We start from the raw sequence: 24,971 nt of genomic DNA, 5'->3' as shown, positions 1-24,971 counted from the left end.
GCGGCCGGCCGGGCGCGATCGGCGTCCCCGGCCTTGGCCCGCGCGGCTGGCTCGGCCAGTCCCACTCCGGCGCGGCGGGCGACCTCCGCCGGCAGCGTCAACACGAACCGCGCCGGTCGGCCGGCCGCGGGCCGGCCGACCGAGGTGAGCCAGCCCAGCCTGCGCAACAGCGCGAGCTGGCGCTGGACGTGGGTCCGGCTGTACTTGGTCTGTGTCACCAGCACCCGCAGGCCAGGCGCGCAGACGGCGGAGCCCGCCGGCAGCTGCGGATCGGCACCGCTGGCCGGTTCGACGTGGCTCGCCAGGATGAGCGCGACCAGCTTGGTCGCGGGCGGCAGGCCCGCCTGCGCGACGGCGCGCTGCCAGCCCACGTTGTCCGCGACGATGGCACCGGAAGGCGGGGTGGAAACCAGGACGAGGACCCCGGGGAGCGGGAGCTGACGCATCGGGTCGGTCGCCACGGAGTCTCGCCTCCTTCCTTCGTGCTGCCTTCGCGGGTGGGCCTGGACGCCATGTCCGCGCCCTCGCGCGAATGGACCGAGGTGCGTGGGTGGAGCCGCTGGCCGCGTGGCGGGTGGACGTCGGACCGGAGAGCCGGGTGAGCGGCCGGGCCTAGGGACTCTGGGTCAGTTCGGGTCGTGTCGGGCGTCGGCGGGCTGTGCGACGCGCTGGCTGGCTATGCCGGTTGAGGCACGTTACCCCGCGCTGGCGAAGGGGTAAGGGGAGCGCGACCAAGGGGCACACATAACGGCAACATGCCTACGCGAGCGCGTTGAGAGCGCTCGACCAGCGCTTATGCACATCCGCGATGTGCTCGTGGGGGGTCCAGCCGACGGCCAGTCCGCCCGCGACCCGACGAGAACCGGCGGCGGGAAACACCGACCCACCCACAGCCCACGCGACCGCAACCATCCACCTACGACGGCCCCTTACCTCTCGATTGCCCCTTTCCCAACGATTGCCACCTTTTTCACCGATTGGCCCTCACCATCGGTCGCGCCGCCCCACCAACGTCCGGATCGAGGATCAACGCCGACCGGCACGCCCGAGCCTGTCTGACCCGGCAGCCAATCCTGGACTTCACTCTGCGTGAACAGGCGACGGCGACAAGGCCGTGGGGCGGAACCCGTAGGCCTTCGGAAGTGCCAGAGGTGTCAGAGGTCGCCGGTACCGTCGAGGCATGTCCGCCGAGCGGGCCGGCCAGGCCGGCGAAGGCCCGGCCCTCACCGGTCCGGTCGGCGAGGGGGACGTCTCGGCGCCGGCCGGCCGCACCGACGTCGCCGCCCTCGTCAGGGTGCTGACGGCGGCTCCTGTCGAGCGGCACTGGCTCGACCGGACGTCCTGGGTGGACGTTGGCCGCGGCTGGCTGCCGGCCGCCGACGAGCTCTACCAGCGGGTCCGTGACACCACCCAGTGGCGGGCCGGCGCGATGTGGCGCTACGAGAAGTATGTGACCGCGCCGCGGCTGAGCGCCTGGTACGAGGCGGGCCGGCCACCGCCCATCCCCGAGCTCACGGCGGCACACGCCGCGTTGCGCCGCCGCTATGGCGTCGAGTTCGACGGCTACGGCATGTCCTACTACCGAGACGGCGCGGACTCGGTCGGGGTGCACCGCGACAAGGAGCTGCGGTGGCTCGACGACACCGTGATCGCGATCCTCACGCTGGGTGCCCGCCGGCCGTGGACCGTGAAGCCGGTGCGGCTCGGCCAGGGCCGACGCATCCTGAACGACCCGAGCGACGCCGGCGGCCTGCTCGATCTCGCGCCCAGCTCGGGTGACCTGCTCGTGCTCGGCGGGCGTGCCCAGGCGGACTGGCTGCACGGCGTGCCCAAGATCGCCGGCCACGTCGGCGGCCGGATCTCGGTGCAATGGCGTTGGACGGCGCGGACCGGCAGGCCCCTGCAGGGCCCTGGCTACATGGCGTCCCGGCACTTCGGTCGCTGAGCCGGGCCGGGCCGGCGAGCGCTCGGCTCGCATGTGGCGTGCGCTAGCCGAGCGCTCGCGACCAGGGGGCGACGTCATCGCGGCCGCGCCCGGCGGACCCAATATGCCCAACTGTCATCTGCACGTCGTGCCTCAGGCCGTCGAGGTCAGGGTGACCGCACGGAGGCAGGGACGCAGCTCGTCCCAGCGGTACCACCGGACCAGCTCCTCGTCGGGGCTGCCCCACGGGTTGCGCAGCAGCAGCCGGCCGCCCGCGGCATCCGCGGCCAGGACCGCGTAGGCGTGCCGCTCCACGAGACCGCCCGACGGTCCGTCCGCCGCGCCCGGGCGAGTGGAGACCGTGATGACGTCGCCCGTGGCGAGTCGGGACGCGATGTCCGCGACGCTGAGCGAGCCCGGCGGCACCGCGTGATGCGGGCGGCCGGTGAGGTCGCTCGCGGCCACGCCGGGATCACCGCCGCTGATCGCGTCGTAGCCGCCGTGGAGCCGGGCGTACGCCTTCTCGTAGACGGCCGCCCACAGCTCCGGGCGCCCCGTGAGGTCGAACGCGGCGATCGAGGGCACCGGCCGCGCGCCGCCGGCTTCGCCCCCTCCACCGCCTCCCGCCGCGCCGCCGGCGGCGTCGCCCGTGGGCAGGCCGGGCAGGGCACGTGTCACGGTGACCGGGAAGGGTCGGCCGTCGCGGTAGAAGGTGACCGTGAACGTGCCGTTCGGGTTCTCCCGGATCCCCTCGACGAGCAGGTCGGGACGCTGTCTGGCCAGGCCGATGAGCGTGGCGGCGAGGTAGCAGTCGCCGAGGCCGCCCTGGCCGACGTCGGAGGTGCTGACGCCGTCCCGGACGACCGGGTCGGCCCGGTTCGCCTCGTCCGCCCCGGCGGAGGCCACGGCCCCGTTGGCGGCGGCCGCGCCGCCGGGCGGGGCGGGCTCGAGGTCAGGCAGCAGGCGGACGAGCTCGGCGACCAGCGCGGCCGGCGCGCTCGCGAGCAGCAGGTCCGGCACCGCGGCCAGGGCCTCGAGCTCGTGCCGGGAACGGCCGCCCGCCCGCCGCAGCAGGCGGGTGAGAGCCCCCGTCAGCGCCCGCAGTGGCTGGCCGCGCAGCCGGCTGACCACCGCCTCACGGACGGCCGGCGGCAGGGCGGCCAGCCGCCGGCCGGCATCCCGAACGTCCGCCGCGGACAGCGCGGCGGGGTCGGTCCCGACCAGCGCGACCAACCCGGCGGCGGCCGTCCTGATCCAGCCGAGGTCCGGCGGTGGGGCGTCGTCGAACCAGGAACGCGGGTCGATCAACACGCCGCCGGTCCGCACCGCTTCCTCGGCCGCCACGAGATGCGCCGTCCGACGCTCGATCGCCGCGGCGAGATCCGGCCCGCCGACGGCGAGGGCGTGCGTGCCCAGCCGGAGCACGTCGGTCGGCACGGGCAGGCCGGCCAACCGGAACGAGCCTGGCGGCCTGGCCGGCGCGGCGACGCCGAGTGCCTGGGCAAGGCCGCCGCCCGCCGCCGCGACCGTCGCGCTCAGGCCGACGACGACCGCATCCAGGGCCGTCTCGTCCGTCCGGCCGACGGCCGTGGCGAGCCCGGCCGCGGCGGTGCCGGCGACGCGCAGTCTGCCGGCCAGCGCGCCGAGCAGGCCGGGGTCGAAGGAGACGGGACCGCCTCCGCCCAGGTCGCCACCGTGGCCGCCCCCGTCCCCGCCGCGCCCGGCCGCGGCCGCGCCAGCCCAGGCGTCTCCCGACCAGACGTCGCAGGCTGGCGCGACGCGACCGCCCCGCCGGCCGTCGGCGCCCAGCGAGCCGTCGAGAAACGGGTCTGCCGGGACGGTGCCGTCGTCGGTGCTCAGCTCACGCAGCAGGGCCGCGTCGGGGACGTCCCAACCGGCCGGCATCCTGGGAATCTCGGGCAGGCGCGGCTCTAACTCGGCATCCGGAGTCCCCGCCGATCCGGCCCTGTCGACCGTGCTGCCCTCCCCGGCCGCGCTGGTCAGGCCGGTCGCCGCGGCGGCAGCGAACTCGAACGCCTCGGCGGTCCTCACATACCAGTGAGCGCGGGCGGCCATCGCCTCGGCGCCACCGCGCAGCGCCCGCAGCCAGCCGTCGACCCGGGCCGTCGCGCGCCGCTGCCACGGCGACGACCAGGTCTCGGGAGTGTCCAGGGTCAGCACCGGGCCGAGCAGACCGGAGGCTGTCGTGGCGAGCCCACCCAGCTCGACCGCGGCGGCGCGCAGCTCGGCGGCCGCGGTCCCGAGCACGGACGGAGCCCGCCCCACCAGGGCATCCGCGTATCCGGAAGGCATCGCGTCACCGACCTCCTGACAGCCACCCGGCCCTGACCGCCGGCGTACGAACAGCGCCGCCGGCGTGCGGCGGCCCGCGACGCCCGCGCACCCCACGCACTCCCGCGCGGCGCGCGCCAGCCAGAACGCGGCCGACGAAACGATCATGTCTTGCTGATCGACGTCAGGGTAGGACGCGGTGGCGGCGGTGTCGTGGGGCCGCATGATCGCGACCCCACGAGATCGCGGGCTCGAACGGACGAACTGCGCTAGCTTGGGCGAGGTGCCCGTTGCCCGGCGACGGCCCGTTCCGGCCAGCGCCGGGCGAGCCGCGCGAGACCGGCGCGGGAGAGCACGGGAAGGGGCCGCGAGGCTCCATCGCCCGGACACCGCGGAAGGAGCCCGACGTGCCCGAGGCCGTCATCGTCGCCACCGGCCGGTCCCCGATTGGTCGCGCCTACAAAGGATCGTTGAAGGACCTACGGCCGGACGACCTGGCCGCGACCGTCGTGCGCGCCGTCCTCGACAAGCTGCCCGGGCTGGATCCCACGACGATCGACGACCTGATGCTCGGCTGCGCGCAGCCCGCCGGCGAGCAGGGCTTCAACATGGCGCGCGCGGTCGCGGTCCAGCTCGGCATGGACTTCCTGCCCGGCACCACGGTGAACCGCTACTGCTCCTCGTCGCTGCAGACCACCCGGATGGCCTTCCACGCGATCAAGGCCGGCGAGGGCGACGTCTTCGTGTCCGCCGGTGTCGAGACGGTCAGCCGGTTCGTGAAGGGCAACGCGGACGGCCTGCCTGACACCCACAACCCGCTCTACGCCGAGGCCGAGGCCCGCACGAAGGCCCGCGCCGAGGCCGGCTCCGCGGGCTGGACCGACCCGCGCGCCGACGGGGTGCTGCCCGACATCTACATCGCGATGGGCCAGACGGCCGAGAACGTCGTCCAGCACACCGGCCTCACCCGGGCCGAGCAGGACGAGTTCGCGCTGCGCTCCCAGCAGAACACGGCCAAGGCCATCGCGGACGGGTTCTTCGAGCGGGAGATCATCCCGGTCACGCTGCCGGACGGCACGGTCGTCCGGGCGGACGACGGCCCGCGGCCGAGCACCACCCTCGAGGCGCTCGCCGGCCTGAAGCCGGTGTTCCGCCCCGACGGCACGGTCACCGCCGGCAACGCCTGCCCGCTCAACGACGGCGCCGCGGCGGTGGTCGTCATGAGCGACACCAGGGCCCGAGAGCTGGGGCTGACCCCGCTGGCCCGGATCGTGGCGACCGGCGTCACCGGCCTGTCACCGGAGATCATGGGCCTCGGGCCGATCGAGGCGGTGCGGCAGGTGCTCGGCCGCGCCGGCATGACGATCGACGACATCGACCTCGTCGAGATCAACGAGGCGTTCGCCGCCCAGGTCGTGCCGTCCGCGCGTGAGCTCGGCATCGACTTCGACAAGCTCAACGTGCACGGCGGCGCCATCGCGCTGGGCCACCCGTTCGGCTCGACCGGCGCCCGCATCCTGACCACGCTCCTCAACGGCCTGCGCACCAGGGACAAGACCATCGGTCTCGAGACCATGTGCGTCGGTGGCGGTCAGGGCATGGCGATGGTCATCGAACGGCTCGATTAACTGGTTCGCTCTGTCTCTGGTTCGCTCCGTGCGGGCGCGGCGCTCCGGCCCCTTGCTCGCTTCGCTCCCAAGGGACCTCCGCGCCGCGTCCTCCTCCGCTCACGTGCGCTGCGGCGACCTCCGCTGCGGCCCAACCACTTCGCTTCGCTCGTGGCCGGGCCTCCGCGGAGGCGCGCCTCCGCGCCGCACGGTCACCTGCCGCTGAACGTCACCGATCCAAGACCAGCCCGATCCAGAGCCATCGCCGCGGGGGCACTTCGCTGCGATCGAGGCGCGCCTCCGCGGCAGCATGGACCTGGCTCGACTAGAGCGTCCTGGTGATCTTCACTGGGACGCTCTCGTTTTCGGCGCTCGTGTGTGCGGCCTCAGCTGGCGGGTGGGTCCGGGGGCGCTGCTCGGGGGCGCGGCACCCGGTCCGCGGCGGCGCCCTGGGCCGAGGCCGGTTGGGCTGTTGGACCGACCCTGGCGGTCCTGGTGACGGCCTGGCTCTGTATCCGGGCCTGGGTGGACGCCGCGGCGGCGGCGAAGCCGGTGGTCGTCTGCCTGGCGGACGGTACGGACCTCGCCACCACGGACGCCAGCTCCAGCCATGGGGGGCCCGCCGGCGGGTGCCCGGCCGGCGCGCCGCGGCGGAAGGCGTCGCGGACTCGACGCGCCGGGGCGAGCGTCACCCCGGTGACGCGGTCCCAGCGAGGCTGCCGGGTCAGGACGATGGCGCCCCAGACCAGGCCGCCGCCGATCAGGCCGTCGAGCCAGTAGTGGTTCGCGGTGATCACGACGACGAGCGCGGTGACGACCGGGTGCGCGACGGCGAGCCAGCGCGCCCGCCAGCGCAGGATCGTGATGACCCCCCAGGCCTCCAGGATCGCCCAGCCGATGTGCAGGCTCGGCATCGCCGCGTACTGGTTCGCCTGCGCGGCGCCCACCTCGTTGTAGGCCGAGGGGCCGATCACGACGCCGGTGTCGACGAAGGGGATGTTCGGGCTCACGGCCGGCAGGAACCGCGGCGGGGCCAGCGGGTACAGGATATGGATCACGAGGGCGACACCCGTCGAGATCATGATCACGTTCCGTACCCGCTGCCAGTGCGCCCGCTGGAAGAACATGACCCAGAGCAGGAACCCGATGGCGGCCGGGAAGTGCACGGTTATGTAGAACCGGTTCGCGAACTCCAGCAGGTCGGTGGAGCGCAGCGCCAGCCGCTGGATCGACGACTCGTCGGGCAGGTCCAGCAGCCGCTCGAAGTGCCAGACCGCCAGCGCGTGCCGCAGCGCCTCGACCCGCCGGCCGTCCGCGAGGGTCCTGCCCAGCCGGTAGACCATGAACAGCCCGCCCAGCAGGGCGATCTGGCCGAGGAAGTAGGACGACGTCAGGAGCGCGCGGCGCGCCCGGGAGGGCGCTGCGCGCTCGGAGGCGTCGGAGGCGGCAGCTTCGGCCGGGCCGCGGAACCGAATGCCATCACCCGCCTGCGGGCCCGATGGACACGGAATGCTCACCACATCGCACCCCTACGCATGAGAATGCCTCCCCATCCCACGGGGATCCGACTTATACCGTCCTACTAACCGACCGGTAAGCACAACCAGCCAGCCGGTGACACATCTCTCGCCTCCGGCGTCAACCGGCCAGTCGCCCTCCGCAACGATTCGACGTCGAAGTCGTGACTTAGTGAAGTCATCTCGACGCGAATTTGCCACATAGAGGCTTCAGGTGCGACCCGCGACTCGGTTGTGATGACAAAACCGAACGGAAGTGTCACGCAAGGTAGCGATACCGTGATCGCTCGCCGTTACTAAACAGCAAACGCCAGGCAACTATTTCCCTCAGATCTTCTGAACGGCTGACCACTCGCGCCTACGAATGTCATCTATCGGACATCCGGTCGTCATCCAGACCAAGCGTCAGACATCCAGAGCCGGCCGGGCCTCGATCCGGGCGCCGCGAACGGACCGCCCGGTCGACGTTACTCAGAGAACTCAAAGGGTAACTATCTTCACATGATCGCCTGAACAAACCCTGCTGGCGACCGCCACAGTCGAGGAGGATCGCGATGCACGCGAACGTCGGCGACCGCGTATGTGTCCACAGCCGCACCATCGGCCAGCCCGAACGACACGGAGTCGTTCTGGAGGCCCGCGGCGAGACCGGGCCGCCCTACCTGATCCGCTGGGACGACGGCCATGAGGGGCTGCTCTTCCCGGGCGCCGACTCGGTGCTGGAGGTCTTCGCCTTCCAGCACGCCGGAGTCTGACGGGCGGCCGGAGCGGCCCGCAAGCGGCGAAGGCCGCTCCCGATAGCGGGAGCGGCCTTCGTGTCGAGCGGTTGGGCGGCCGCCGTCGACGACGGCGGCCGGCCCCGATCAGTAGCGGTAGTGGTCGGACTTGTAGGGGCCGTCGACGTCGACGCCGATGTACTCAGCCTGGGCCTTGGTGAGCTTGGTGAGCTTCACGCCGAGGGCGTCCAGGTGCAGGCGGGCGACCTTCTCGTCGAGGTGCTTCGGCAGCGTGTAGACGCCGACCGGGTACTGGTCGGTCTTCGTGAACAGCTCGATCTGGGCGATCACCTGGTTGGTGAAGCTGTTCGACATCACGAAGCTCGGGTGGCCGGTGGCGCAGCCGAGGTTCATCAGCCGGCCCTCGGCCAGCACGATGACCGAGTGGCCGTCCGGGAAGACCCACTCGTCGACCTGCGGCTTGATGTTGATCTTCTCGACACCCGCGATCTTGCCCAGGCCGGCCATGTCGATCTCGTTGTCGAAGTGGCCGATGTTGGACACGATCGCCTGGTGCTTCATCGCCGCCATGTGGTCGGCGGTGATGATGTTGAAGTTGCCGGTGGTCGAGACGAAGATGTCGGCGATCCCGACGACGTCCTCGAGCACGGTGACCTGGAAGCCGTCCATCGCGGCCTGCAGCGCGCAGATCGGGTCGATCTCGGTGACGATGACCCGGGCGCCCTGGCCGCGCAGCGCGTCCGCGCAGCCCTTGCCGACGTCGCCGTAGCCGGCGACGAGCGCGACCTTGCCGCCGATGAGCACGTCGGTCGCCCGGTTGAGGCCGTCGATGACGGAGTGGCGGCAGCCGTACTTGTTGTCGAACTTGCTCTTGGTGACCGAGTCGTTGACGTTGATCGCCGGGAAGAGCAGCGAACCGCCCTTGTGCATCTCGTAGAGGCGATGCACGCCGGTGGTGGTCTCCTCGGTGACGCCCTTGATCGCCTCGGCGGCCGCGGTCCAACGGCCGGGCTTCGCCGCGATCGTGCTGCGCAGCGTGTCGAGGATGATCGCGTACTCCTCGGAGTCCGAGGGGTCGGTCGCCGGGACGGCGCCCGCCTTCTCGAACTCGGCGCCCTTGTGGACGAGCAGCGTCGCGTCGCCGCCGTCGTCGAGGATCATGTTGGGAGCGCCGCCGTCCGGCCAGGCCAGCGCCTGGTCGGTGCACCACCAGTACTCCTCGAGCGTCTCACCCTTCCAGGCGAACACCGGGACACCGGCGGGAGCGTCCTTGGTGCCGTTCGGGCCGACGACGACCGCGGCGGCGGCGTGGTCCTGGGTGGAGAAGATGTTGCAGGAGACCCAGCGGACGTCGGCACCGAGGGCGACGAGGGTCTCGATGAGCACGGCGGTCTGGATCGTCATGTGCAGCGATCCCATGATCCGCGCACCCTTGAGCGGCTGGCTCGCGGCGTACTCGGCACGGGTCGCCATCAGCCCCGGCATCTCGTGCTCAGCCAGCCGGATCTCCTTGCGGCCGAACTCGGCCAGCGCAAGGTCCGCGACCTTGAAGTCGAAGCTCATCTCTCTCCTTCGGCGCTCGAAACGCGCCCCGTCCCAGGGATCAGGGCGCGCGAGAGCGCGGGGTAATCCGTGCCCGTGCCGTACCGCACACGGTACTGGGTGCGCCTGGGCGCCACGCCCTCGGGCGCGCAGCGCCTCGCCTCACATTCGCCGGTCGGCGCCGGCGCCGCGGCTACGTGCCCGGCCGGTATCAGGGGCCCCTGCCGTATGCCTCTCAACCGGGAAGCAGGCGGGCAGGGTGGGTGGGCGGGCAGGCGCCTCAGCTCCCGACAGGCCGGCTCGTGGGAGGCGCGGAGCAGCCTCCCGACCCGGTCAGCTCTTTCTAGACTCCGGCGCATGGTTGTGCCGGCTTCTACCAGTCCGCATGCTGATGACCCCGCTGTCGCAGACGTCGCCGTCCTGCCCGGGCCGCCGCCCGCCGCGGCGCGCGCCCTGCGGACCGCCGTGTTCGTGGGCGAGCAAGGGGTCCCGGCCGAGCTCGAACACGACGACGCCGACGCGTATGCCGACCACGCGGTCGTCTGGGACGTCCGGACCTCCGAGGGCGGGAACCCCGGGCGGGCGCTCGCGACCGGGCGGCTGCTCGACCCGGCGGCCGTCCCCGGCCTGGATACGGGTCCCGAGCCGGGCCCGGGCGAGGTGGTACCCGCTGGCCTGTCCGCGGGGCTGGTCGGCGTGATCGGGCGGGTCGCGGTCCGGCCGGACATGCGGGGGCGCGGCCTCGCGCGGGTCGTGATGGCGGCGCTGGAGCGGCGCGCCGCCGAGCGCGGCCTCCCGGTGATCCGGCTGCACGCGCAGGCCGCCGTCACCGGGCTGTACACCGGCCTCGGCTATCGCGCGTTCGGGCCGCGTGACCTGACCGCCGGGATCGAGCACGTCTGGATGGCCCGCTCGATCCTGCCGGGTCTGCGGGCGGTAAGGGATGCCGACGGCCCGGCGCTGGAGCGACTGATCGGCGAGATCTGGGCCGAGTACCCGGGCTGTGTGCTCGACGTCGACGGCGAGGAGCCGTGGCTGCGCGCGCCAGCCGCCGCCTACATCGGCGACGCGGTTCCCGGCCGCTACCGCGGTGCGATGTGGGTGGTCACTCAAGGTGAAGGAGCCGGCAAGGACGAGCCGCTCGCCGCCTGCGTCGCGGTGCGGGAGACCCGACCGGGCTGGGTGGAGCTGAAGTCGCTCTATGTGGCGGCCTGGGCGCGCCGACGCGGCCTGGGCGTGGCGCTCGTGCGCCTGGTCGAACGCGAGGCGCGTCGGCGGGGCGCCACGTTCGTAGAGCTGTGGACCGACACGCGGTTCGCGGACGCCCATCGCCTTTACGAACGACTCGGTTACCTAGCGACAGGTGAGGTCCGAGAGCTTGGCGACCGTTCCAACACTGCGGAGTTCCGGTATACCAAGGAGCTACCAACGCAGCCCTGACCGGTTCGTATGGTGATGCCGCGACTCCGTCGTGAAGTTGTTGTGCCGGGTGGCCCGTCGGGGCTCCACATATCGCTGTCATCTGGGCTATACAGCTTGGAGTCTGTTGTCTAACTCACAAGTAACCTGCGGGGCTGCCACCATCGCCCCCACCGATCCGCTGGGAGCCCGCTCGTGTCCACACCCCCAGGTCCCGCCGAGCCGCGCGGACCCGAGCCAGCTGATCGCTCCGACGCCTTCTGGACGTCGGTCGCACAGCAGGCTGGGAAGCGTGGCGGCATTGTCGCGATCATCGCGGTCCTGCTCACCGTGGGCCTCGGCTTCGGCATCACCCAGCTGGAGTTCAGCACCGACCAGAGCAACTACCTGAACTCCGACTCGCAGATCGCCAAGGACAACGTCTCGTACCAGTCGTTGTTCGGCGGCGAGGCGATGATCTCCGACCTGACGGTCGACAAGGGCAAGAAGCTCACCGACCTGTTTACCCAGCACAACCTCGCCGAGTTCGACGCGGTGACCAAGCAGCTCGAGGCCGACCCGCGGATCGTCGCGGTGATCACCCCGGTGACCGCCCTGCAGTTCACTCACAACCTGGTCACCAGCTCCGACGGCAACCCGGTGAACAGCCCGGCCGGAAAGATGCTCCTCAGCGCGCAGCAACGGGACACCGATCCCACCTCGCAGGCAAAGCGCCTCCAGGACTCGATCGCGACCCTGACCCGGATCAACCAGATCCCGCCCGCGCAGCAGACCCTCAGCAACCCGGCCTGGGTCGACTTCCTGCTCCACGACAACACCGGCAAGATCCGCACCTCGCTGCTGCCGTTCTTCCCGAACGACGACAACGCCCAGCTGGTGGTGCGGCTCGCCGGCAACGCGGACATCAAGACCGAGGGCGGGGCGGCCTCCCTCGTGGAGGACGCGATGGCGGCGCGGCACTTCGACAACGCGCACGTCGTCACCACCGGCGCCACGGTGCTGCTGCGCGACATCAACGACTACCTGCGCAGTGGGTTCCTCACCCTCGGCGCGATCGCGGCCGCGCTGATGATCGGGCTGCTGCTGGTGGCGTTCGCCGTGCGCTGGCGGCTGCTGCCGCTCGGCGTCGTCGTCATCGGCCAGGTCTGGGCGTTTGGTCTCGCCGGCTACGTGGGCCTTCCACTCAACATCGTGACGATCAGCGGGCTACCCGTACTGCTCGGCGTGGGCATCGACTTCGCCGTCCAGCTGCACAGCCGGGTGGAGGAGGAGGCGCAGCTCGACCGCGCCGACCATCCGGTCGCCGAGACGCTGCGCCGACTGGTGCCGAGCCTGGCGCTCGCGACCGTCGCCGCCGTCGTCGCCTTCCTGGCGCTGGAGTTCAGCGCGGTGCCGATGATCCGCGACTTCGGCGTGCTGCTGGCCATCGGCCTGCCGGTGATCGTCATCGCGACCATACTGCTGACGTCCACGTCGCTGGCGTGGCGCGAGCGACGCAAGCCGACGCCCGCCAGGGACTACACCCGCGGGCCACTGGGGCGCGCCACGGTCGCGCTCGGCTCGCTCCCGCGCGCCGCGGCCATTCCGCTGGTCGTCATCGCGGTCGCGCTGTTCGCCGGTGGCGCGGTCACCGAGGGCAATCTGAAGGTGCAGACGGACCCGCAGAAGTGGGTCAACCAGGGCAGCCAGGTGGTCAAGGACCTCGACTACCTGAGCGACCACACGGGCACGACCAGCGAGCTCGGCGTCTTCGTCCAGTCGAACAACGTCTTCGACGACCAGACGGTGGCGTTCGTCGACGGCTTCGCCCGTCAGCAGCTCGCGAAGCACCACGATGACCTGACCAACGCCTCGAGCCTGGTCACCACCGTCGGCTTCCTGCTCGACGTCCCGGGCGCGAAGACGGTGCCGCCGACCGGAGACGACGTCCGCGCGGCCTACCAGGTCGCCCCCGAGGCGATCAAGCGCAGCACGGTGAACCTCTCGAACGCGAACGGCGACGCCGGCGCACTCAACCTGATCTTCCAGACCGGCCCGCGCACGCTCGAGCAGCGCGCGGTCGTCGTCAAGGACATCAGGGCGACGGTGAACCCCCCGGAGGGTGTGCGGGCCACTCCGTCGGGCCTCGCTGTGGTCGGCGCCGGGCTACTGGACAACATCGGGAAGAACCGGGTCGAGTTCACCTACTTCGCGCTGCTGGGCGTCTTCCTGGTGCTGCTGCTGCGCTACCGCGGACCGGTCAAGGCACTGCTGTCGGTGGTGCCGGTCCTGATCGCGGTCGGGCTCACCTCGCTGATCGCCTGGCTGTCCGGCCTGGAGCTCTCGCCGCTGACCGTCGTCAGCGGTCCGCTGGTCATCGCGCTGTGCACCGAGTTCACCACGCTGATCGTTCAGCGCCATCTCGAGGAGCGGGCCCGCGGGCGCTCGCCGCGGGAGGCGGTCGACGAGGCGGCGGCGCGTACGGGGCGGGCCTTCCTCGTGTCCGCGGCCGCGGCGGTCATCGGCATCCTGGTGCTGGCGTTCAGCTCGTTGCCGCTGCTGCGGGACTTCGGCCTGCTGGTCGCCGTCAACGTCGCGGTTGCCTTGCTGTCCGCCCTGGTCGTGCTGCCGCCGCTGTTGGTGTGGATGGATGACCGCGGCTGGGTCCACCGCCCGAAGAAGGGCACCGGCCCGCGGGTGCCTGACCAGCCGCCGACGGGCGAGGCCCGGACGCTGGACCCCTCGGTCCCCGGCGACGCGCTTTCCTGAGCCTGGCCGGGGGCGGGGCGCCGCGCGCCCCGCCCCCGGCCAGGCCACCTGCCAGGCACCCACCGGCCCCGTGGGTGTGTGGACCTACACCGCCCTCGACCAGCCGCGGATAGGCGGACTGTCACCGTTCGGGTCATGAGTGCACTGCTTGTGGACACTCGCGCGGGCCGCGTGGATCAGACCGGCGCAACGTATCTCCGCTGGTAACGGTCCTATTAGTCGATGGCCTGTCGAGCCGGCAGCTAAGGCGTGACGGATACCACAGGCGATGTTTGCCGCAAGTTGCGCTTTTCTGGTCAGGGCCGGCGACGGCACGGCCGGCGCGGCACGCCAGGATTTCCGAAACAGGCAAAGGCGGCAACAGGGGTTCTCATGGACACACGGACGAGTACGGCAAGGGCGGCACGGGGCTCGCGCGGCGCGATGGTCGCGACCGTCACACCGCGACGGCGGGGGCGATGACCGTGGCCGCCACCCGATACGCGCCCGCCACCTGGCGCCCGGTCCGCAACACTTCCGGCACGATGCTGCAGCCGACCAGGGGTTTGATCCCGCACGTCCAGGTGGGCAACGGCTCGCTGTACGGGATGTTCAACAACCCGGCGACGGAGGTCTCCAGCCACCTGTGGGTGTCCAAGGGCGGCGCGCTCGAGCAGTACGTCGAGCTGGACAAACGCGCCTGGGCGCAGGCCGACGGCAACCCGTACTGGATCTCGGTGGAATGTGAGGGCTACGACACCGAGGACTACACCCCCGTCCAGGTTCAGCGGATCGCCGAGTTGTACGCGTGGGGAATGGCTGAGTTCGGCTGGAAGGCCGAGGTAACCGACAGCGTGGACGGGTACGGCCTCGGCACCCATCGCATGGGAGGTGTGCCCTGGGGCAACCACTCCTGCCCCGGCACCATCCGCGCGAACCGCCGGCCGGACATCCTGGCGGCCGCGCTGGCGATGAGCGGGGACTCCAGCACCACGCAGGCGCGGCAGCGCTATGTCTCGATGCCGACCCTGCGACAGGGTGACCGCGGCCCGGCGGTCGTCACCCTCCAGAACGCACTGAACATCATCTTCGGCCACGAGGCGCCGACCGGCGACCCGAACCGGCTCACGCCCGACGGCGCCTTCGGCCCGAAGACCGTGGCCAGGGTCGGCTCGCTGCAGCGGCTCAACTCGCCGTACTACGGCCCGATCTCCCCGGACGGCGTCGTCGGCCAGGAAAGCTGGCTGAAGATCGGCTACATCCTCACCGGCATGAACCGCTGGGTCTGACGCGGGCTTGGGTGAGGCGCCGGTCGCCTCACCCAAGCCCGCGTCAAGAGTTCAGATAGGCGAGGACGGCGAGCACGCGGCGGTTGTCGTCAGCGGACGGCGGCAGGCTCAGCTTGCTGAAGATGTTGTTGGTGTGCTTGCCGACGGCTTTCTCGGTGACGAACAGGCGGCCGGCGATGGCCGCGTTCGAGCGTCCCTCGGCCATGAGCCCGAGAACCTCGCGCTCGCGAGCCGTCAGGGTGCGCAGAGGCTCGTCCCGGGAACGCCTGGTCAGCAGCTCGGCCACCACCTCCGGGTCCATCGCGGATCCACCGGCGGCGACCCGGCGAATCGCGTCGACGAACTGGCCGACGTCGCTGACCCGGTCCTTGAGCAGGTAGCCGACCCCGCCTCCGGGGCTGGCCAGCAGCTCGCGGGCATACAGCGGCTGCACGTCCTGGGAGAGGACGAGTACCGGAAGGCCGGGGATGCGCGAACGGGCCTCGATCGCCGCGAGCAGGCCCTCGTCGGTGAAGGTCGGCGGCAGCCGGACGTCGACGACGGCGACATCGGGCCGGTGCGCGGTCAGCGCGCGCACCAGTGACGGACCATTGTCGACCGCCTCGACCACCTCGAAGTCGTAGGCCGTCAACAGCCTGATCAATCCGTCACGCAGCAGGGCCAGGTCCTCGGCGAGCACGACACGCACGCTCATAGCCTTCCACCTCACCCGGACGGCCGGTCGATCAGCCCGGATTGACCGATTCGACCCGTGTCCCCATCCTGGCTACGAGCCAAGGAGGGCACGTGGAGCGGCAGGCCAACCGTGACGACGCACCCGGCGCCCCCCGGACGGCACCCGAACCCGACGCCGCGAGCACGCCGGCGGCGGGTGGCGAGCCCGTGAGCCGCTGGGCAGCGCTGGCCGGTTACGCCGCGGTCGCCGCCTGTACCCAGATGCTCTGGCTTACCTATGCGCCCATCACGACGGACGCGGCGAAGCACTATCACGTGTCCGAGGGCGCGATCGGAACGCTGGCTAACGTCTTCCCGCTGTTGTACGTCGTTCTCGGGATTCCAGCAGGCAAGCTGCTGGACCGGTCGTTCCGCACCTGGCTCGCCGTCGGCGCGGTGCTCACCGCAGCGGGCGGCCTCGCGCGGCTCGCGGGCGGCGGGTTCGGCGCGGCCATCGCCGGGCAGCTGCTGGTGGCCGTCGCACAGCCACTGGTCCTGGGCGCGGTGACGACGCTCGCCGGCGGCTACCTGGCGCACCGGCACCGGGCGACCGGCATCGCCCTCGGGTCGGCATCGCTGTTCGTCGGCATGATCTGCGCCTTCGTGCTCGGCGCGGCCGTCGGCGCGGACCGGATGACCACCCTGCTCACCGTCCAGGCGGTGCTCGCCGTCGCCGCGGCGCTGGCGGTGCTGGCCGTGCTCCGCCACCCCGGACCCTTCACCGACGAGGCCGAGTCGACCGTGGCCGGTGGCACGGCGCCTGGCAGCGCACGACCGGGCGCCGTGCGCCGGCTGTGGGGGGACGGCCGGGTCCGCCGGCTGGTCATCCTGGTCACGCTGGGTTTCGGGGTGTTCATCGCGCTGACGACCTGGTTGCAGGCGCTCCTCGAACCCGCCGGGGTGTCCGCGGACGCCGCCGGCGCGCTGCTGCTCGGGATGGTCGTCGCCGGCACGGTCGGCTCAGCGGTGCTGCCGTCCTGGGCGGCCCGCCGCTCGCGGCGGACCGCCGTCGTACGGCTCTCGGTCGCGGTGACGGTCGTGGGCTGCGTGGCGCTCGCGGCCGCGCCGGGCGTCCTGACAGCCGCCGTCGCGGTCAGCGCGATAGGCCTGCTGCTGCTCGCCGACCTGCCGGTCCTCCTCGAGGTCGCCGAGACCCGGCAGGGCGGCGACACGGCTACGCTCGCCGCCCTCGTCTGGCTCGCCGGCAACGCGGGCGGCGTCGTCGCCTCGCTGGCCGTCCAGGGCCTGCTCGACCATCCGGCGATCGCGTTCACCCTGCTGGCGGTCGTGATCACGGCCGGCCTGCCCCTGCTGCGCGAGCCCTGGCTCGACGCGCCGATGACGGCCGGCGTCCTCGATGACGTTCCCGGCGTCGGCGTCGGCGCCGACGCCGACGCCGACGTCAGCCGTGCCTGAGCTCGCCCCACCGCTCCTCCCGAAGGCCCGCCGAGTGACGGTCGACCGCCCGGTCAGCCCTGTCGGGGCTGGCTCATCCTCCGGCTCCGGCGCTGTGCTCGGCCTTCTGGGCCTGGACGACCTTGTGCAGGGCGTGGCCGGCCGGGGCGATGGAGGCGGTGAGCTCGCCGATACGGGCCTTGTGCGCGCGCCGCTCCCGCCAGGTGGCGAGGACGCGAATCTCGGCCAGGGCGCCGAGCGCGGCGAGCTGGCGGTCACGGCCGTCGAGGCGGTCCACCGAGGTCGGGCCGCGAAGCGCGCGGCGCACATCGTTGATCAACGCCCGCACCGTTCGCGGGTCGCGAACGGTCACGACCGTGCGCGGGAAGATCCCGAGAACTCGTGTCCGATCCACTCGGATCCAGCGGCCGGCCTCCAGGTAGTCGCGGGCACACCGGGTCGTACGCCGGTTGTCCTTGCCGATCCAGTGCTTCCAGGAGCGCTGGCGCCCGGAAGCCCCGACCTGCTCCAGTACCCGCGCCAGGATCGGGTCGTCGAGCGTCAGCCCGCGGGCGGCACCGGGCGGGCCGATCCGGCCGGTGGCACGGGCTCCCGAGACCGGGGCCACCTTGCCGGCCTCGTCGAGGATCCGGCCGCGCCGCCGCAGTTCCAGCAGGGCCGCGGCGCGCAGCGCCGGTCCGAGGTAGCCGCTGGCGACGCAGCCGTCCATCCGTTCTTTCTCGGGGTTGTAGGTCAGCAGGTAAAGCTGGGCTGGCAGCGAGTCGGGCAGCTCCACGGCATGCTCCTCGGGTCCATGCGGTGCTGGGAGTCATGAGTCGTCGTCATCGGCTGGGTGGTCGTGGGAAGCCTCGAGCTCGGCCTCGTCGGCGACACCGGCGGTGAGCTCCGCCTCGTCGGCGACGCCGACGGTGAGCTTGTCCTCACCGGCCGGTGAGGATGTCCCGGTGGCCGACTTGGGCGGCCGACCGCGGCGCGGTATCCGGCCGACGGTGCCTGGCAGGCGGCCGGCGGACGACAGCGCCCCCCGCAGCAGGAACTCGATCTGGGCGTTCGTGCTGCGCAGTTCGTCGCCGGCCCACCGCGCCAGCGCGTCGTGGACGGCCGGGTCGAGCCGTAGCAGGATCTTCTTCCGCTCCGTCACGGGCCGCGGATCAGTGGTAGAGCGATCCGGCGTTCACCACCGGTTGGGTCGACTGCTCACTGCACAGCACCACGAGCAGGTTGCTAACCATGGTCGCCTTACGCTCCTCATCCAGTTCGACGACGTCCTGGCTCTCCAGCCGGGCCAGCGCCGTCTCCACCATGCCGACCGCGCCCTCGACGATCCGGGACCTGGCGGCGACGACCGCGTTCGCCTGCTGACGGCGCAACATCGCCTGGGCGATCTCGGGTGCGTAGGCAAGCCGGGTGATCCGCGACTCGATGACATGGACACCGGCTGACGCCACCCGAGCCCCGATCTCGACCGACAGCTTGCCGGTGACCTCGTCGGCGTTCTCGCGCAGCGACATCTGCCCTGTGTCGTGCGCGTCGTACGGGTATCGGGTAGCGATGTGCCGAACGGCGGTCTCTGTCTGGATGGCGACGAACTCGACGAAGTCGTCGACCTCGAACAGAGCCTGGGCGGTGTCGGCGACCTGCCACACCACCACGGCCGAGATCTCGATCGGATTGCCGTCGGCGTCGTTGACCTTGGCGACGCCGGTCTCGTGGTTGCGGATCCGTGTCGAGACCTTGCGCCGGTTGGTGAACGGGTTCACCCAGCGCAGGCCGGTGACCCGGATCGTCCCGACATAGCGGCCGAACAGCGTCACGACCCGCGCCTGCCCCGGAGCGACGGCGGTCAGCCCACCGAGGAACACGAAGCTGGCGATCAGGGCGAGGATGCCGACGACGAGTGCGGCCGCGCCGCCGCCACCTGTGCCGTTGTCGAACAGCAGGCCCGCGAGCACGATCAGCGCCACCCCGATCACGAAGATCAGGAGCGCGCCCAGGAAGCCGACCGCGCCCGAGAGGCCTGTCATCGCCCGTTCCCGCACCCGCGGCTGGGGCATGTCGACCACGTCATCAGGCTCGAGGGTGTCCCGGTGTGCGTCCGGGCCTTCTGGGCCCATCGGCGCCTGGGGCGGGTTACCCGTGGTCATGGCGGTCTCTCCTCCGATCCGACGAGCGAGCCACCCCGATGGCGGCACCCGCTCGGCGTCTATCAAAGTGATAGCACTTTTTCGTGGAACCCGTAAACCCGTGTCGCGCGACTCGCGTCGTCGCGCACCGGACAGCCACTCGGCCGCGAGGTACGCCGCGATCTCCGCGGCCGGGTACCGGGAGCGCGAGCCCGCGGACGCGGCACGCGCCTGGCCCACGAACACTTGTGTCCAGGCGGTAAATACCAAGCGATGATCTCCCGGATAGACGGTTCGGTCCGTACCGTCGTCGCAGGCACGCCACGGCGGGCTGGCACGGCTCCGCCGGCTCGCCGGTCCGGCCCGCGCGGCGTCAACGCGACGGCGAGCCGACCCACGCGGCGTGAGGACTGGTGATGCGAGAACTGCGCGACCTGCCCAAGGGGCATCTGCATCTGCACTTCGAGCTCGGCATGCGTCCGTCGACACTTGCCGAGCTCGCCGCGCGCAATGGCATGCCAACACCCCGGACCACCGGTTTCACGGAGTTCGGCGGCTTTGGCGAGGTAGTCGGGGGCATCCTGCCGATTTTTCGGGAGGTGGCCGACTTCGAGCGGCTCGTCGACGAGATGGTCGAGGATGCCGCTAGCGAGGGCATCGTCTACCTGGAGCCGAGCTTCTACCCGTACCCGTATCTGCAGATCTTCGCCTCCGCCGAGGCGGCCTGGGAGACCGTGCTCACCCGCGGCGAGGAAGCCGGCGCCCGCCACGGCGTGACGGTGCGCTGGATGGCGGCCGTCGACCGGGTCCTGGACACCCCCGAGCACGGGGTGGAGGTCGCCAAGACGGCCGTTCGCTTCCGGGACGCCGGCATCGTCGCGCTCGGACTGCACAACGACGAGAACGGCTACCCGCCGGAGCCGTACGTCGACGCGTTCCGCTACGCGAAGGACGCCGGGCTGCTGTCCACCCCACACGCCGGCGAGCTCGACGGGCCGGCGTCCGTGCGCAGCGCCATCGACATCCTGGACGCCGACCGGGTCCAGCACGGCATCCGTGCGATCGAGGACCCGGCGCTGGTCGAGGTCCTCGCGCAGCGGGGAACGACGCTCGACGTCTGCCCTACCTCGAATGTGCAGCTGTCCGTGGTGCCGTCGCTGGCCGAGCACCCGCTCCCCGCGTTGCTCGCCGCCGGCGTGCGCTGCTCGATCAACGCCGACGACCCGCTCATCTTCGGGCCGAGCTGCCTACAGGAGTACGAGCTGTGTCGCGAGGCGTTCGCCCTGACCGACGAGCAGCTCGCCACCTGTGCCCGCAGCTCGATCACCGGCGGCGCCGCCCCCGCCGACGTCCAGGCGCGCGCCCTCGCCGGCATCGATGCCTGGCTGTGTTGATGGTTCGCTCCGTGCGGGCGGCGCGCTCCGGCCCCGTCCTTGCTTCGCGGCGGACGGGACCTCCGCGCGCCGTCCTCCTCCGCTCACGGGCGCTCCGGCGACCTCCGCTGCGGCCCAACCACGTTCGCTTCGCTCCGTGGCCGGGCCTCCGCGGAGGCGCGCCTCCGCGCCGCACGGTCACCTAACGCCGAACGTCACGCACCCGGAGCAGGCTCGTCCGTAAGGCCACTTCGCTGCGCTCGTGAGGTGGCTGAACAGGCGCGAAGACCGCCACGAGCGAAGCGAAGTGCCCATACGAGCGCTGTGATTTCGGGTGGTGACGGCACAGCGGCACGCCACCGAGCTGGCACGAAGGCGCGCCTCCGCGGAGGCCCGGCCCACGAGCGAAGCGAAGTGCCCATACGAGCGCTGTGATTTCGGTTAGTGACGTCACAGCGGCGGGTGACCGTGCGGCGCGGAGGCGCGCCTCCGCGGAGGCCCGGCCACGAGCGCAGCGAAGTGGTTGGGCCGCAGCGGAGGTCGCCGCAGCGCACGTGAGCGGAGGAGGACACGGCGCGGAGGTCCCGTGGGAGCGAAGCGAGTACGGGGCCGGAGCGCCGTGCCCGCACGGAGCGAACCAGAATTACAGCATGACTGGTCGGCTGAAGGTCGTGATCGCGCCGGACTCGTTCAAGGGGTCGCTCGCGGCCAACCGGGTGGCGGCGGCGCTGGCGGACGGCTGGCTGTCGGTGCGGCCCGATGACGAGGTCGTCAGACTGCCCATCGCCGACGGCGGGGAGGGCACCCTCGACGTGTTCGCCGCAGCCGTGCCCGGCGCGTGCCGCCGGGCCGTCAAGGTCACCGGCCCCGATGGCGCCCAGGACACCCGCCTGGTCGACGCCGAGTGGCTCGCGCTGCCGAACGGGACGGCCGTCGTCGAGCTCGCCAGCGGCAGCGGCCTGCCACTTCTCGGCGCCCGGCGGGACCCGCTCGGCGCGCACACCGTCGGCCTCGGCCAGTTGCTCGCCGTGGCGCTCGACGATCCGGCGACCCGCCAGATCATCGTCACGCTCGGGGGCTCCGCGTCGACCGACGGCGGCACCGGGGCCCTGACGGCCCTCGGCGCCCGCTTTCTCGACGACGCGGGCGTTCCCCTGCGGCCGGGTGGCGGGTCGCTCGCTCGGCTCGCGTCCGTGGACTCGCGCGGGCTGCGCCCCGCACCGCCCGGCGGCGTGCTCTGCCTGACCGACGTCGACGCGCCCCTGTGCGGCCCTCGTGGGGCCGCGGCCGTCTTCGGCCCGCAGAAGGGGGCGAGCCCCGACGACGTACCCCTGCTCGACGACGGCCTGCGCCGGCTGGCCGCGCTGCTCGGCGGCGAGCCTGACGCGCCGGGCGCCGGTGCCGCCGGCGGCACCGGCTACGGTCTGGCCGCCGCATGGGGCGCCCGGCTCGTCCCCGGCGCCGCGACGGTGGCCGAGCACGCCGGGCTGCCCGCCGTGCTGACGGACGCCGACCTCGTCATCACCGGCGAGGGTCGCTTCGACGCGACCTCGCTGTCGGGCAAGGTCGTCGGCGGGGTTCTGCGCCTCGCCGCCGCCCGCGGCGGCGAGGCCGGCCCGGTGCCGGTCCTGCTCGTCGCCGGCCAGTTGGGCGCGCCGTCACCGCCAGGCGTCGACGCCGCCGTCGCGATCGCCACGCTGGCCCGCGGTGTTCCCGCCGCGGTCGCCGAACCCGAGCGATGGCTCGCCGCCGCGGCGGCCCAGCTGGCCGCCGCCAGGTGAGCCGCCGCGGCTCGGCGCCGCCCGGCGGTTTGGGATTGGTCGGGCTTCTGGCGAGAATCGAAACATGGTCGACGATCGGGACCCACTGACGGAGCTGCGCCGCGTCTGCCTCGCGCTGCCCGAAGTGACGGAACGGCCGAGCCACAGCTCGCCGACCTGGTTCATCCGGGACAAGAAGACGTTCGTCAGCTTCGTCGGCGAGCACCACGGCAAGCGCCTGGCCTTCTGGTGCGCCGCCCCGCCCGGCACCGCCGCCGAGCTGATCGGCGAGGATCCGGGCCGGTTCTTCCGCCCGCCCTACGTCGGCCACCGCGGCTGGCTTGGCGTGTACGTCGACACCCCGGTCGACTGGGCCGAGATGACCGAGATCATCCTCGACGCCTACCGGGCCGTGGCCCCCAGGCGTCTGCTCGCCGAGCTGCCGGAACGACTGCCTGACCCGCCCACCGCGTGGGCACCACCCGACGCGACGTGATCGAGACCGAACGGCTACTGCTGCGCCCGCTGCGGGTCGACGACGTGGACGCCTACGTCGGCCTCCACGCCCATGACGAGGTGAGCCGTTTCCTCGGTTCCTACTCCCGCTCGGAGGCGCTGGACCGGCTGACGGCGGTCGAGCAGGGGTGGGCCGAGCGGGGCCACGGACGCTGCGCGGTCGAGCTCAGGACGACCGGGGACTTCATCGGTGTGTCCGGCCTGCGGTACTGGGAGTCCTTCGACGAGGTGGAGATCGCCTGGACCCTGCGGCCCGACCGCTGGGGCCACGGCTACGCGACCGAGGCGGCCGGCGCCTGGCTCGACTGGGGCTTCCGCAACCTGACTGATCGTTACTTCACGGCGATGATCAGGCCGGCGAACACCCGGTCGATCCGCGTCGCCGAACGCCTCGGCTTCCGGCCCCTTCGCGAGGACACGCTGTTCGACCGCCCCACAACCGTCTACTTCCTGCCCCGGCCAGAGGACCGGAACAGCGGGGTGCCGTGATCGTCGCGCGGCCCGGTCTTCCGGTCCCCGGTCTTCCCCCGGTCGTCCGCTCCCCGACACCGTCTGTCGACCGCGGCGTTGCGGCCAGCGAGCCTGGCGAGGATCAGAGGTGGTCGCGCGCGGGGCGGGCGGCGGGGCCGGGCTGGGTGGTGGCGCAACGGGGGCAGACCACCGTGGCGGCGGCCGCCGGGGCGGAGAAGCGGTGGGCGCAGGCGCCGAGCCAGCGGTGCGCGAGCCAGCGGTCGGGGACGAACCGGCTCACCGGCCAGGGGCGTGGGCCACGGGCGGCGCAGGTCAGCTCGGTGCCGAGCGGCGGCTCGTCGTCGACGACGCGTGGGTGGACCGAGGCGCAGATGCCGCAGACCACCTCGGGCGGCGACGCGACGAACGTGGGGTCCCGGAAGGTCGCGGAGAAGATCTGGACCTCGGCGTGATGCGGCGTAGGACCCCCGCACGTGTCGCACTGGATGTACCGGATCGGCGTCGACTCGTCGCCACGGGTGTCCCGCACGAGGGCGACCAACGCGGACAGCATGCCGCGGCCGGCCGGGTCGACGCGGGCCGGGTCCTGGTCGTCACTGTGTCTGGGCCCCACACCTCCATGGTCGCCGACACGAGGCCGTCCGGTCGCACCGCCCGGCAGAACGCGTGGCGGACTCCTCCGGTCCCGGTGCCGGTCGGGCGGGGAAACCTCGCCGCGCGGCCATCGGGACCGCCGCGAGCCCAACCGGTCGCCGGGGCGGCGGCAACACCCCCGGTCGCGCGAGAGGAACGCGGACCCGCGGCGAGCAGGACATGTGACGCTGTTGCTCACCGCGCCGGCCCGCCGCCGGCCCCCGCCCCGCCGTCGACCCCCGCCATCCACCGTCAGCCGGTGGGGGCCTGGCGGCAGACGGCTATCAGTCCGCTCGCGAGGAAGGGCGCGAACAGCCTGGCGGCACGTTCGGCCGCCAGTGCGGTGCGCGCGCGGCCGGGCATCTCTCGCTCGGAATCCTCATAGGGGTGGAAGGCGACGACCTGCCATGAATGCCTTTCCAGAACGCTGACGAGCGTGTACCACGAATAACGGGAGACGTGTCCTGGATGCGCCAGCTCGCGGCCGGTCAGTGTGGCGGCGAGATTCATCAGCCGGAATGCGTTCGACGTGGTGACGACCATCGTCCCGTCAGGTGTGGTCAGAGCACGCAGGCCGTCGAGGAAGGCCCCGACGCTGTCGACGTACTCGATCACCTCGCTGACGACGACGAGCTCGGACGGGCGGATCGCCGCCCTGGCGACATCGGCCGGGTCACCGCAGTCGATCGCATGTGCCTCGTAACCCGCGGCCCTCGCCTCAGCGACGCCCTCCACGTCGATGTCGACACCAACCAGGTCGCGCGCGACGCCGGCCAGCCGGGCGTGCAGCCAACGGCCGTCGCGGCGTGCGACGTCGCGCATGGTCGCGTCGGCGAACCCGACATGGGTCACCGCCCGCCCGGCGGCCGCGCCGAGCAGGAACTCGTCGCGGTCCACCACGCGCACCCGCG

The 24,971-nt window shown here is 72.2% G+C and carries 20 protein-coding genes and 1 pseudogene; 11 read left to right on the top strand and 10 right to left on the bottom strand.

Annotation, left to right across the window (positions count from 1 at the left end):
- Nucleotides 1-461, bottom strand: a pseudogene (locus tag FRCN3DRAFT_RS54865) (hypothetical protein); the annotation flags it as partial.
- Nucleotides 462-1,180: 719 nt separating this feature from the next.
- Between FRCN3DRAFT_RS54865 and FRCN3DRAFT_RS0206600 the strand changes: the two are divergent.
- Nucleotides 1,181-1,945 (top strand): alpha-ketoglutarate-dependent dioxygenase AlkB, encoded by a 765-nt coding sequence (locus FRCN3DRAFT_RS0206600; RefSeq protein WP_007511852.1) that lies wholly within the window; start codon nucleotides 1,181-1,183, stop codon nucleotides 1,943-1,945.
- A 132-nt stretch (nucleotides 1,946-2,077) separates the two neighbouring features.
- Here the strand turns inward: FRCN3DRAFT_RS0206600 and FRCN3DRAFT_RS0206595 are convergent, their stop codons facing one another.
- On the bottom strand, nucleotides 2,078-4,384 hold the full coding sequence (locus FRCN3DRAFT_RS0206595) for a C2 family cysteine protease (protein ID WP_232793946.1): 2,307 nt from the start codon (nucleotides 4,382-4,384) through the stop codon (nucleotides 2,078-2,080).
- Between the two features lie 239 nt (nucleotides 4,385-4,623).
- On the opposite strand from FRCN3DRAFT_RS0206595, the gene FRCN3DRAFT_RS0206590 reads away from it, so the two are divergent.
- Nucleotides 4,624-5,844, top strand: coding sequence for an acetyl-CoA C-acetyltransferase (locus tag FRCN3DRAFT_RS0206590; RefSeq protein ID WP_007511847.1), 1,221 nt, complete (start codon nucleotides 4,624-4,626; stop codon nucleotides 5,842-5,844).
- A gap of 365 nt (nucleotides 5,845-6,209) precedes the next feature.
- On the opposite strand, the gene FRCN3DRAFT_RS42985 is transcribed toward FRCN3DRAFT_RS0206590, so the two are convergent.
- On the bottom strand, nucleotides 6,210-7,340 hold the full coding sequence (locus tag FRCN3DRAFT_RS42985) for a phosphatase PAP2 family protein (protein WP_232793945.1): 1,131 nt from the start codon (nucleotides 7,338-7,340) through the stop codon (nucleotides 6,210-6,212).
- A 554-nt stretch (nucleotides 7,341-7,894) separates the two neighbouring features.
- Here FRCN3DRAFT_RS42985 and FRCN3DRAFT_RS0206580 point away from each other — a divergent pair.
- Nucleotides 7,895-8,095, top strand: a complete 201-nt coding sequence (locus FRCN3DRAFT_RS0206580) for a DUF1918 domain-containing protein (protein WP_007511843.1) — start codon at nucleotides 7,895-7,897, stop codon at nucleotides 8,093-8,095.
- A 108-nt stretch (nucleotides 8,096-8,203) separates the two neighbouring features.
- On the opposite strand, the gene ahcY is transcribed toward FRCN3DRAFT_RS0206580, so the two are convergent.
- Nucleotides 8,204-9,640 carry an adenosylhomocysteinase gene (gene ahcY / locus FRCN3DRAFT_RS0206575; protein WP_007511841.1) on the bottom strand — a complete coding sequence of 479 codons (1,437 nt, stop codon included), beginning with the start codon at nucleotides 9,638-9,640 and terminating at the stop codon, nucleotides 8,204-8,206.
- A 336-nt stretch (nucleotides 9,641-9,976) separates the two neighbouring features.
- Here ahcY and FRCN3DRAFT_RS0206570 point away from each other — a divergent pair, with 336 nt between their 5' ends.
- The 3 genes from FRCN3DRAFT_RS0206570 to FRCN3DRAFT_RS0206560 all read left to right on the top strand — a co-directional run bounded on the left by FRCN3DRAFT_RS0206570 (nucleotide 9,977) and on the right by FRCN3DRAFT_RS0206560 (nucleotide 15,054).
- Entirely contained in the window at nucleotides 9,977-11,059 is a 1,083-nt protein-coding gene (locus FRCN3DRAFT_RS0206570) for a GNAT family N-acetyltransferase (protein ID WP_051466161.1), read from the top strand.
- A 174-nt stretch (nucleotides 11,060-11,233) separates the two neighbouring features.
- Complete coding sequence (locus FRCN3DRAFT_RS0206565; protein WP_007511836.1) at nucleotides 11,234-13,786, top strand: efflux RND transporter permease subunit; 2,553 nt, start codon at nucleotides 11,234-11,236, stop codon at nucleotides 13,784-13,786.
- 458 nt (nucleotides 13,787-14,244) lie between these two features.
- Entirely contained in the window at nucleotides 14,245-15,054 is an 810-nt protein-coding gene (locus FRCN3DRAFT_RS0206560) for a peptidoglycan recognition protein family protein (protein ID WP_007511834.1), read from the top strand.
- 43 nt (nucleotides 15,055-15,097) lie between these two features.
- Here FRCN3DRAFT_RS0206560 and FRCN3DRAFT_RS0206555 read toward each other — a convergent pair whose 3' ends face one another.
- Nucleotides 15,098-15,748: a response regulator transcription factor gene (locus FRCN3DRAFT_RS0206555; protein WP_007511832.1), complete on the bottom strand. Its 651-nt coding sequence runs from the start codon at nucleotides 15,746-15,748 to the stop codon at nucleotides 15,098-15,100.
- A 92-nt stretch (nucleotides 15,749-15,840) separates the two neighbouring features.
- On the opposite strand from FRCN3DRAFT_RS0206555, the gene FRCN3DRAFT_RS0206550 reads away from it, so the two are divergent.
- Entirely contained in the window at nucleotides 15,841-17,184 is a 1,344-nt protein-coding gene (locus FRCN3DRAFT_RS0206550) for an MFS transporter (protein WP_007511830.1), read from the top strand.
- 73 nt (nucleotides 17,185-17,257) lie between these two features.
- Here the strand turns inward: FRCN3DRAFT_RS0206550 and FRCN3DRAFT_RS0206545 are convergent, their stop codons facing one another.
- From FRCN3DRAFT_RS0206545 to FRCN3DRAFT_RS0206535, 3 genes are read right to left on the bottom strand one after another with little or no spacing between them, the layout of a single operon-like run.
- The gene (locus FRCN3DRAFT_RS0206545; protein WP_007511827.1) at nucleotides 17,258-17,959 is read right to left on the bottom strand and encodes a GOLPH3/VPS74 family protein; all 702 of its coding nucleotides are present in this window, start codon (nucleotides 17,957-17,959) and stop codon (nucleotides 17,258-17,260) included.
- Nucleotides 17,960-17,992: 33 nt separating this feature from the next.
- Complete coding sequence (locus tag FRCN3DRAFT_RS55950; protein ID WP_007511825.1) at nucleotides 17,993-18,325, bottom strand: type II toxin-antitoxin system antitoxin; 333 nt, start codon at nucleotides 18,323-18,325, stop codon at nucleotides 17,993-17,995.
- A gap of 10 nt (nucleotides 18,326-18,335) precedes the next feature.
- Nucleotides 18,336-19,328, bottom strand: coding sequence for an SPFH domain-containing protein (locus FRCN3DRAFT_RS0206535; protein WP_007511823.1), 993 nt, complete (start codon nucleotides 19,326-19,328; stop codon nucleotides 18,336-18,338).
- A 395-nt stretch (nucleotides 19,329-19,723) separates the two neighbouring features.
- Between FRCN3DRAFT_RS0206535 and add the strand changes: the two genes are divergently transcribed.
- From add to FRCN3DRAFT_RS0206515, 4 genes are all read left to right on the top strand, one after another.
- Nucleotides 19,724-20,701, top strand: coding sequence for an adenosine deaminase (add, locus tag FRCN3DRAFT_RS0206530; RefSeq protein ID WP_007511821.1), 978 nt, complete (start codon nucleotides 19,724-19,726; stop codon nucleotides 20,699-20,701).
- Between the two features lie 629 nt (nucleotides 20,702-21,330).
- Entirely contained in the window at nucleotides 21,331-22,461 is a 1,131-nt protein-coding gene (locus tag FRCN3DRAFT_RS0206525; protein ID WP_035924409.1) for a glycerate kinase, read from the top strand.
- A gap of 64 nt (nucleotides 22,462-22,525) precedes the next feature.
- Nucleotides 22,526-22,936: an MmcQ/YjbR family DNA-binding protein gene (locus tag FRCN3DRAFT_RS0206520; protein ID WP_007511818.1), complete on the top strand. Its 411-nt coding sequence runs from the start codon at nucleotides 22,526-22,528 to the stop codon at nucleotides 22,934-22,936.
- Complete coding sequence (locus FRCN3DRAFT_RS0206515) at nucleotides 22,933-23,445, top strand: GNAT family N-acetyltransferase (RefSeq protein ID WP_007511816.1); 513 nt, start codon at nucleotides 22,933-22,935, stop codon at nucleotides 23,443-23,445. The genes FRCN3DRAFT_RS0206520 and FRCN3DRAFT_RS0206515 overlap by 4 nt, the downstream gene beginning before the upstream one ends.
- Nucleotides 23,446-23,548: 103 nt before the next feature.
- On the opposite strand, the gene FRCN3DRAFT_RS0206510 is transcribed toward FRCN3DRAFT_RS0206515, so the two are convergent.
- Nucleotides 23,549-24,040, bottom strand: coding sequence for a hypothetical protein (locus tag FRCN3DRAFT_RS0206510; protein ID WP_007511814.1), 492 nt, complete (start codon nucleotides 24,038-24,040; stop codon nucleotides 23,549-23,551).
- Between the two features lie 272 nt (nucleotides 24,041-24,312).
- Entirely contained in the window at nucleotides 24,313-24,966 is a 654-nt protein-coding gene (locus FRCN3DRAFT_RS49240) for a methyltransferase domain-containing protein (RefSeq protein WP_232793944.1), read from the bottom strand.
- Between the last annotated feature and the right edge of the window lie 5 nt (nucleotides 24,967-24,971).

It is taken from the genome of Pseudofrankia saprophytica (genome assembly GCF_000235425.2).
Taxonomy (GTDB): domain Bacteria; phylum Actinomycetota; class Actinomycetes; order Frankiales; family Frankiaceae; genus Pseudofrankia; species Pseudofrankia saprophytica.
The sequence above is the reverse complement of the archived record's forward strand: the minus strand, read 5'-3'. Positions and strand labels throughout refer to the sequence as shown.

Excerpts from the sequence above, each read along its gene's own strand:
- FRCN3DRAFT_RS0206600 (WP_007511852.1), top strand. The coding sequence starts at position 1,181 with ATGTCCGCCGAGCGGGCCGGCCAGGCCGGCGAAGGCCCGGCCCTCACC.
- FRCN3DRAFT_RS0206555 (WP_007511832.1), bottom strand. The coding sequence starts at position 15,748 with ATGAGCGTGCGTGTCGTGCTCGCCGAGGACCTGGCCCTGCTGCGTGAC.
- FRCN3DRAFT_RS0206535 (WP_007511823.1), bottom strand. The coding sequence starts at position 19,328 with ATGACCACGGGTAACCCGCCCCAGGCGCCGATGGGCCCAGAAGGCCCG.
- ahcY (WP_007511841.1), bottom strand. The coding sequence starts at position 9,640 with ATGAGCTTCGACTTCAAGGTCGCGGACCTTGCGCTGGCCGAGTTCGGC.
- FRCN3DRAFT_RS0206580 (WP_007511843.1), top strand. The coding sequence starts at position 7,895 with ATGCACGCGAACGTCGGCGACCGCGTATGTGTCCACAGCCGCACCATC.
- FRCN3DRAFT_RS0206520 (WP_007511818.1), top strand. The coding sequence starts at position 22,526 with ATGGTCGACGATCGGGACCCACTGACGGAGCTGCGCCGCGTCTGCCTC.
- FRCN3DRAFT_RS0206560 (WP_007511834.1), top strand. The coding sequence starts at position 14,245 with ATGACCGTGGCCGCCACCCGATACGCGCCCGCCACCTGGCGCCCGGTC.
- FRCN3DRAFT_RS0206525 (WP_035924409.1), top strand. The coding sequence starts at position 21,331 with ATGACTGGTCGGCTGAAGGTCGTGATCGCGCCGGACTCGTTCAAGGGG.
- FRCN3DRAFT_RS0206595 (WP_232793946.1), bottom strand. The coding sequence starts at position 4,384 with ATGATCGTTTCGTCGGCCGCGTTCTGGCTGGCGCGCGCCGCGCGGGAG.
- FRCN3DRAFT_RS0206570 (WP_051466161.1), top strand. The coding sequence starts at position 9,977 with ATGGTTGTGCCGGCTTCTACCAGTCCGCATGCTGATGACCCCGCTGTC.
- add (WP_007511821.1), top strand. The coding sequence starts at position 19,724 with ATGCGAGAACTGCGCGACCTGCCCAAGGGGCATCTGCATCTGCACTTC.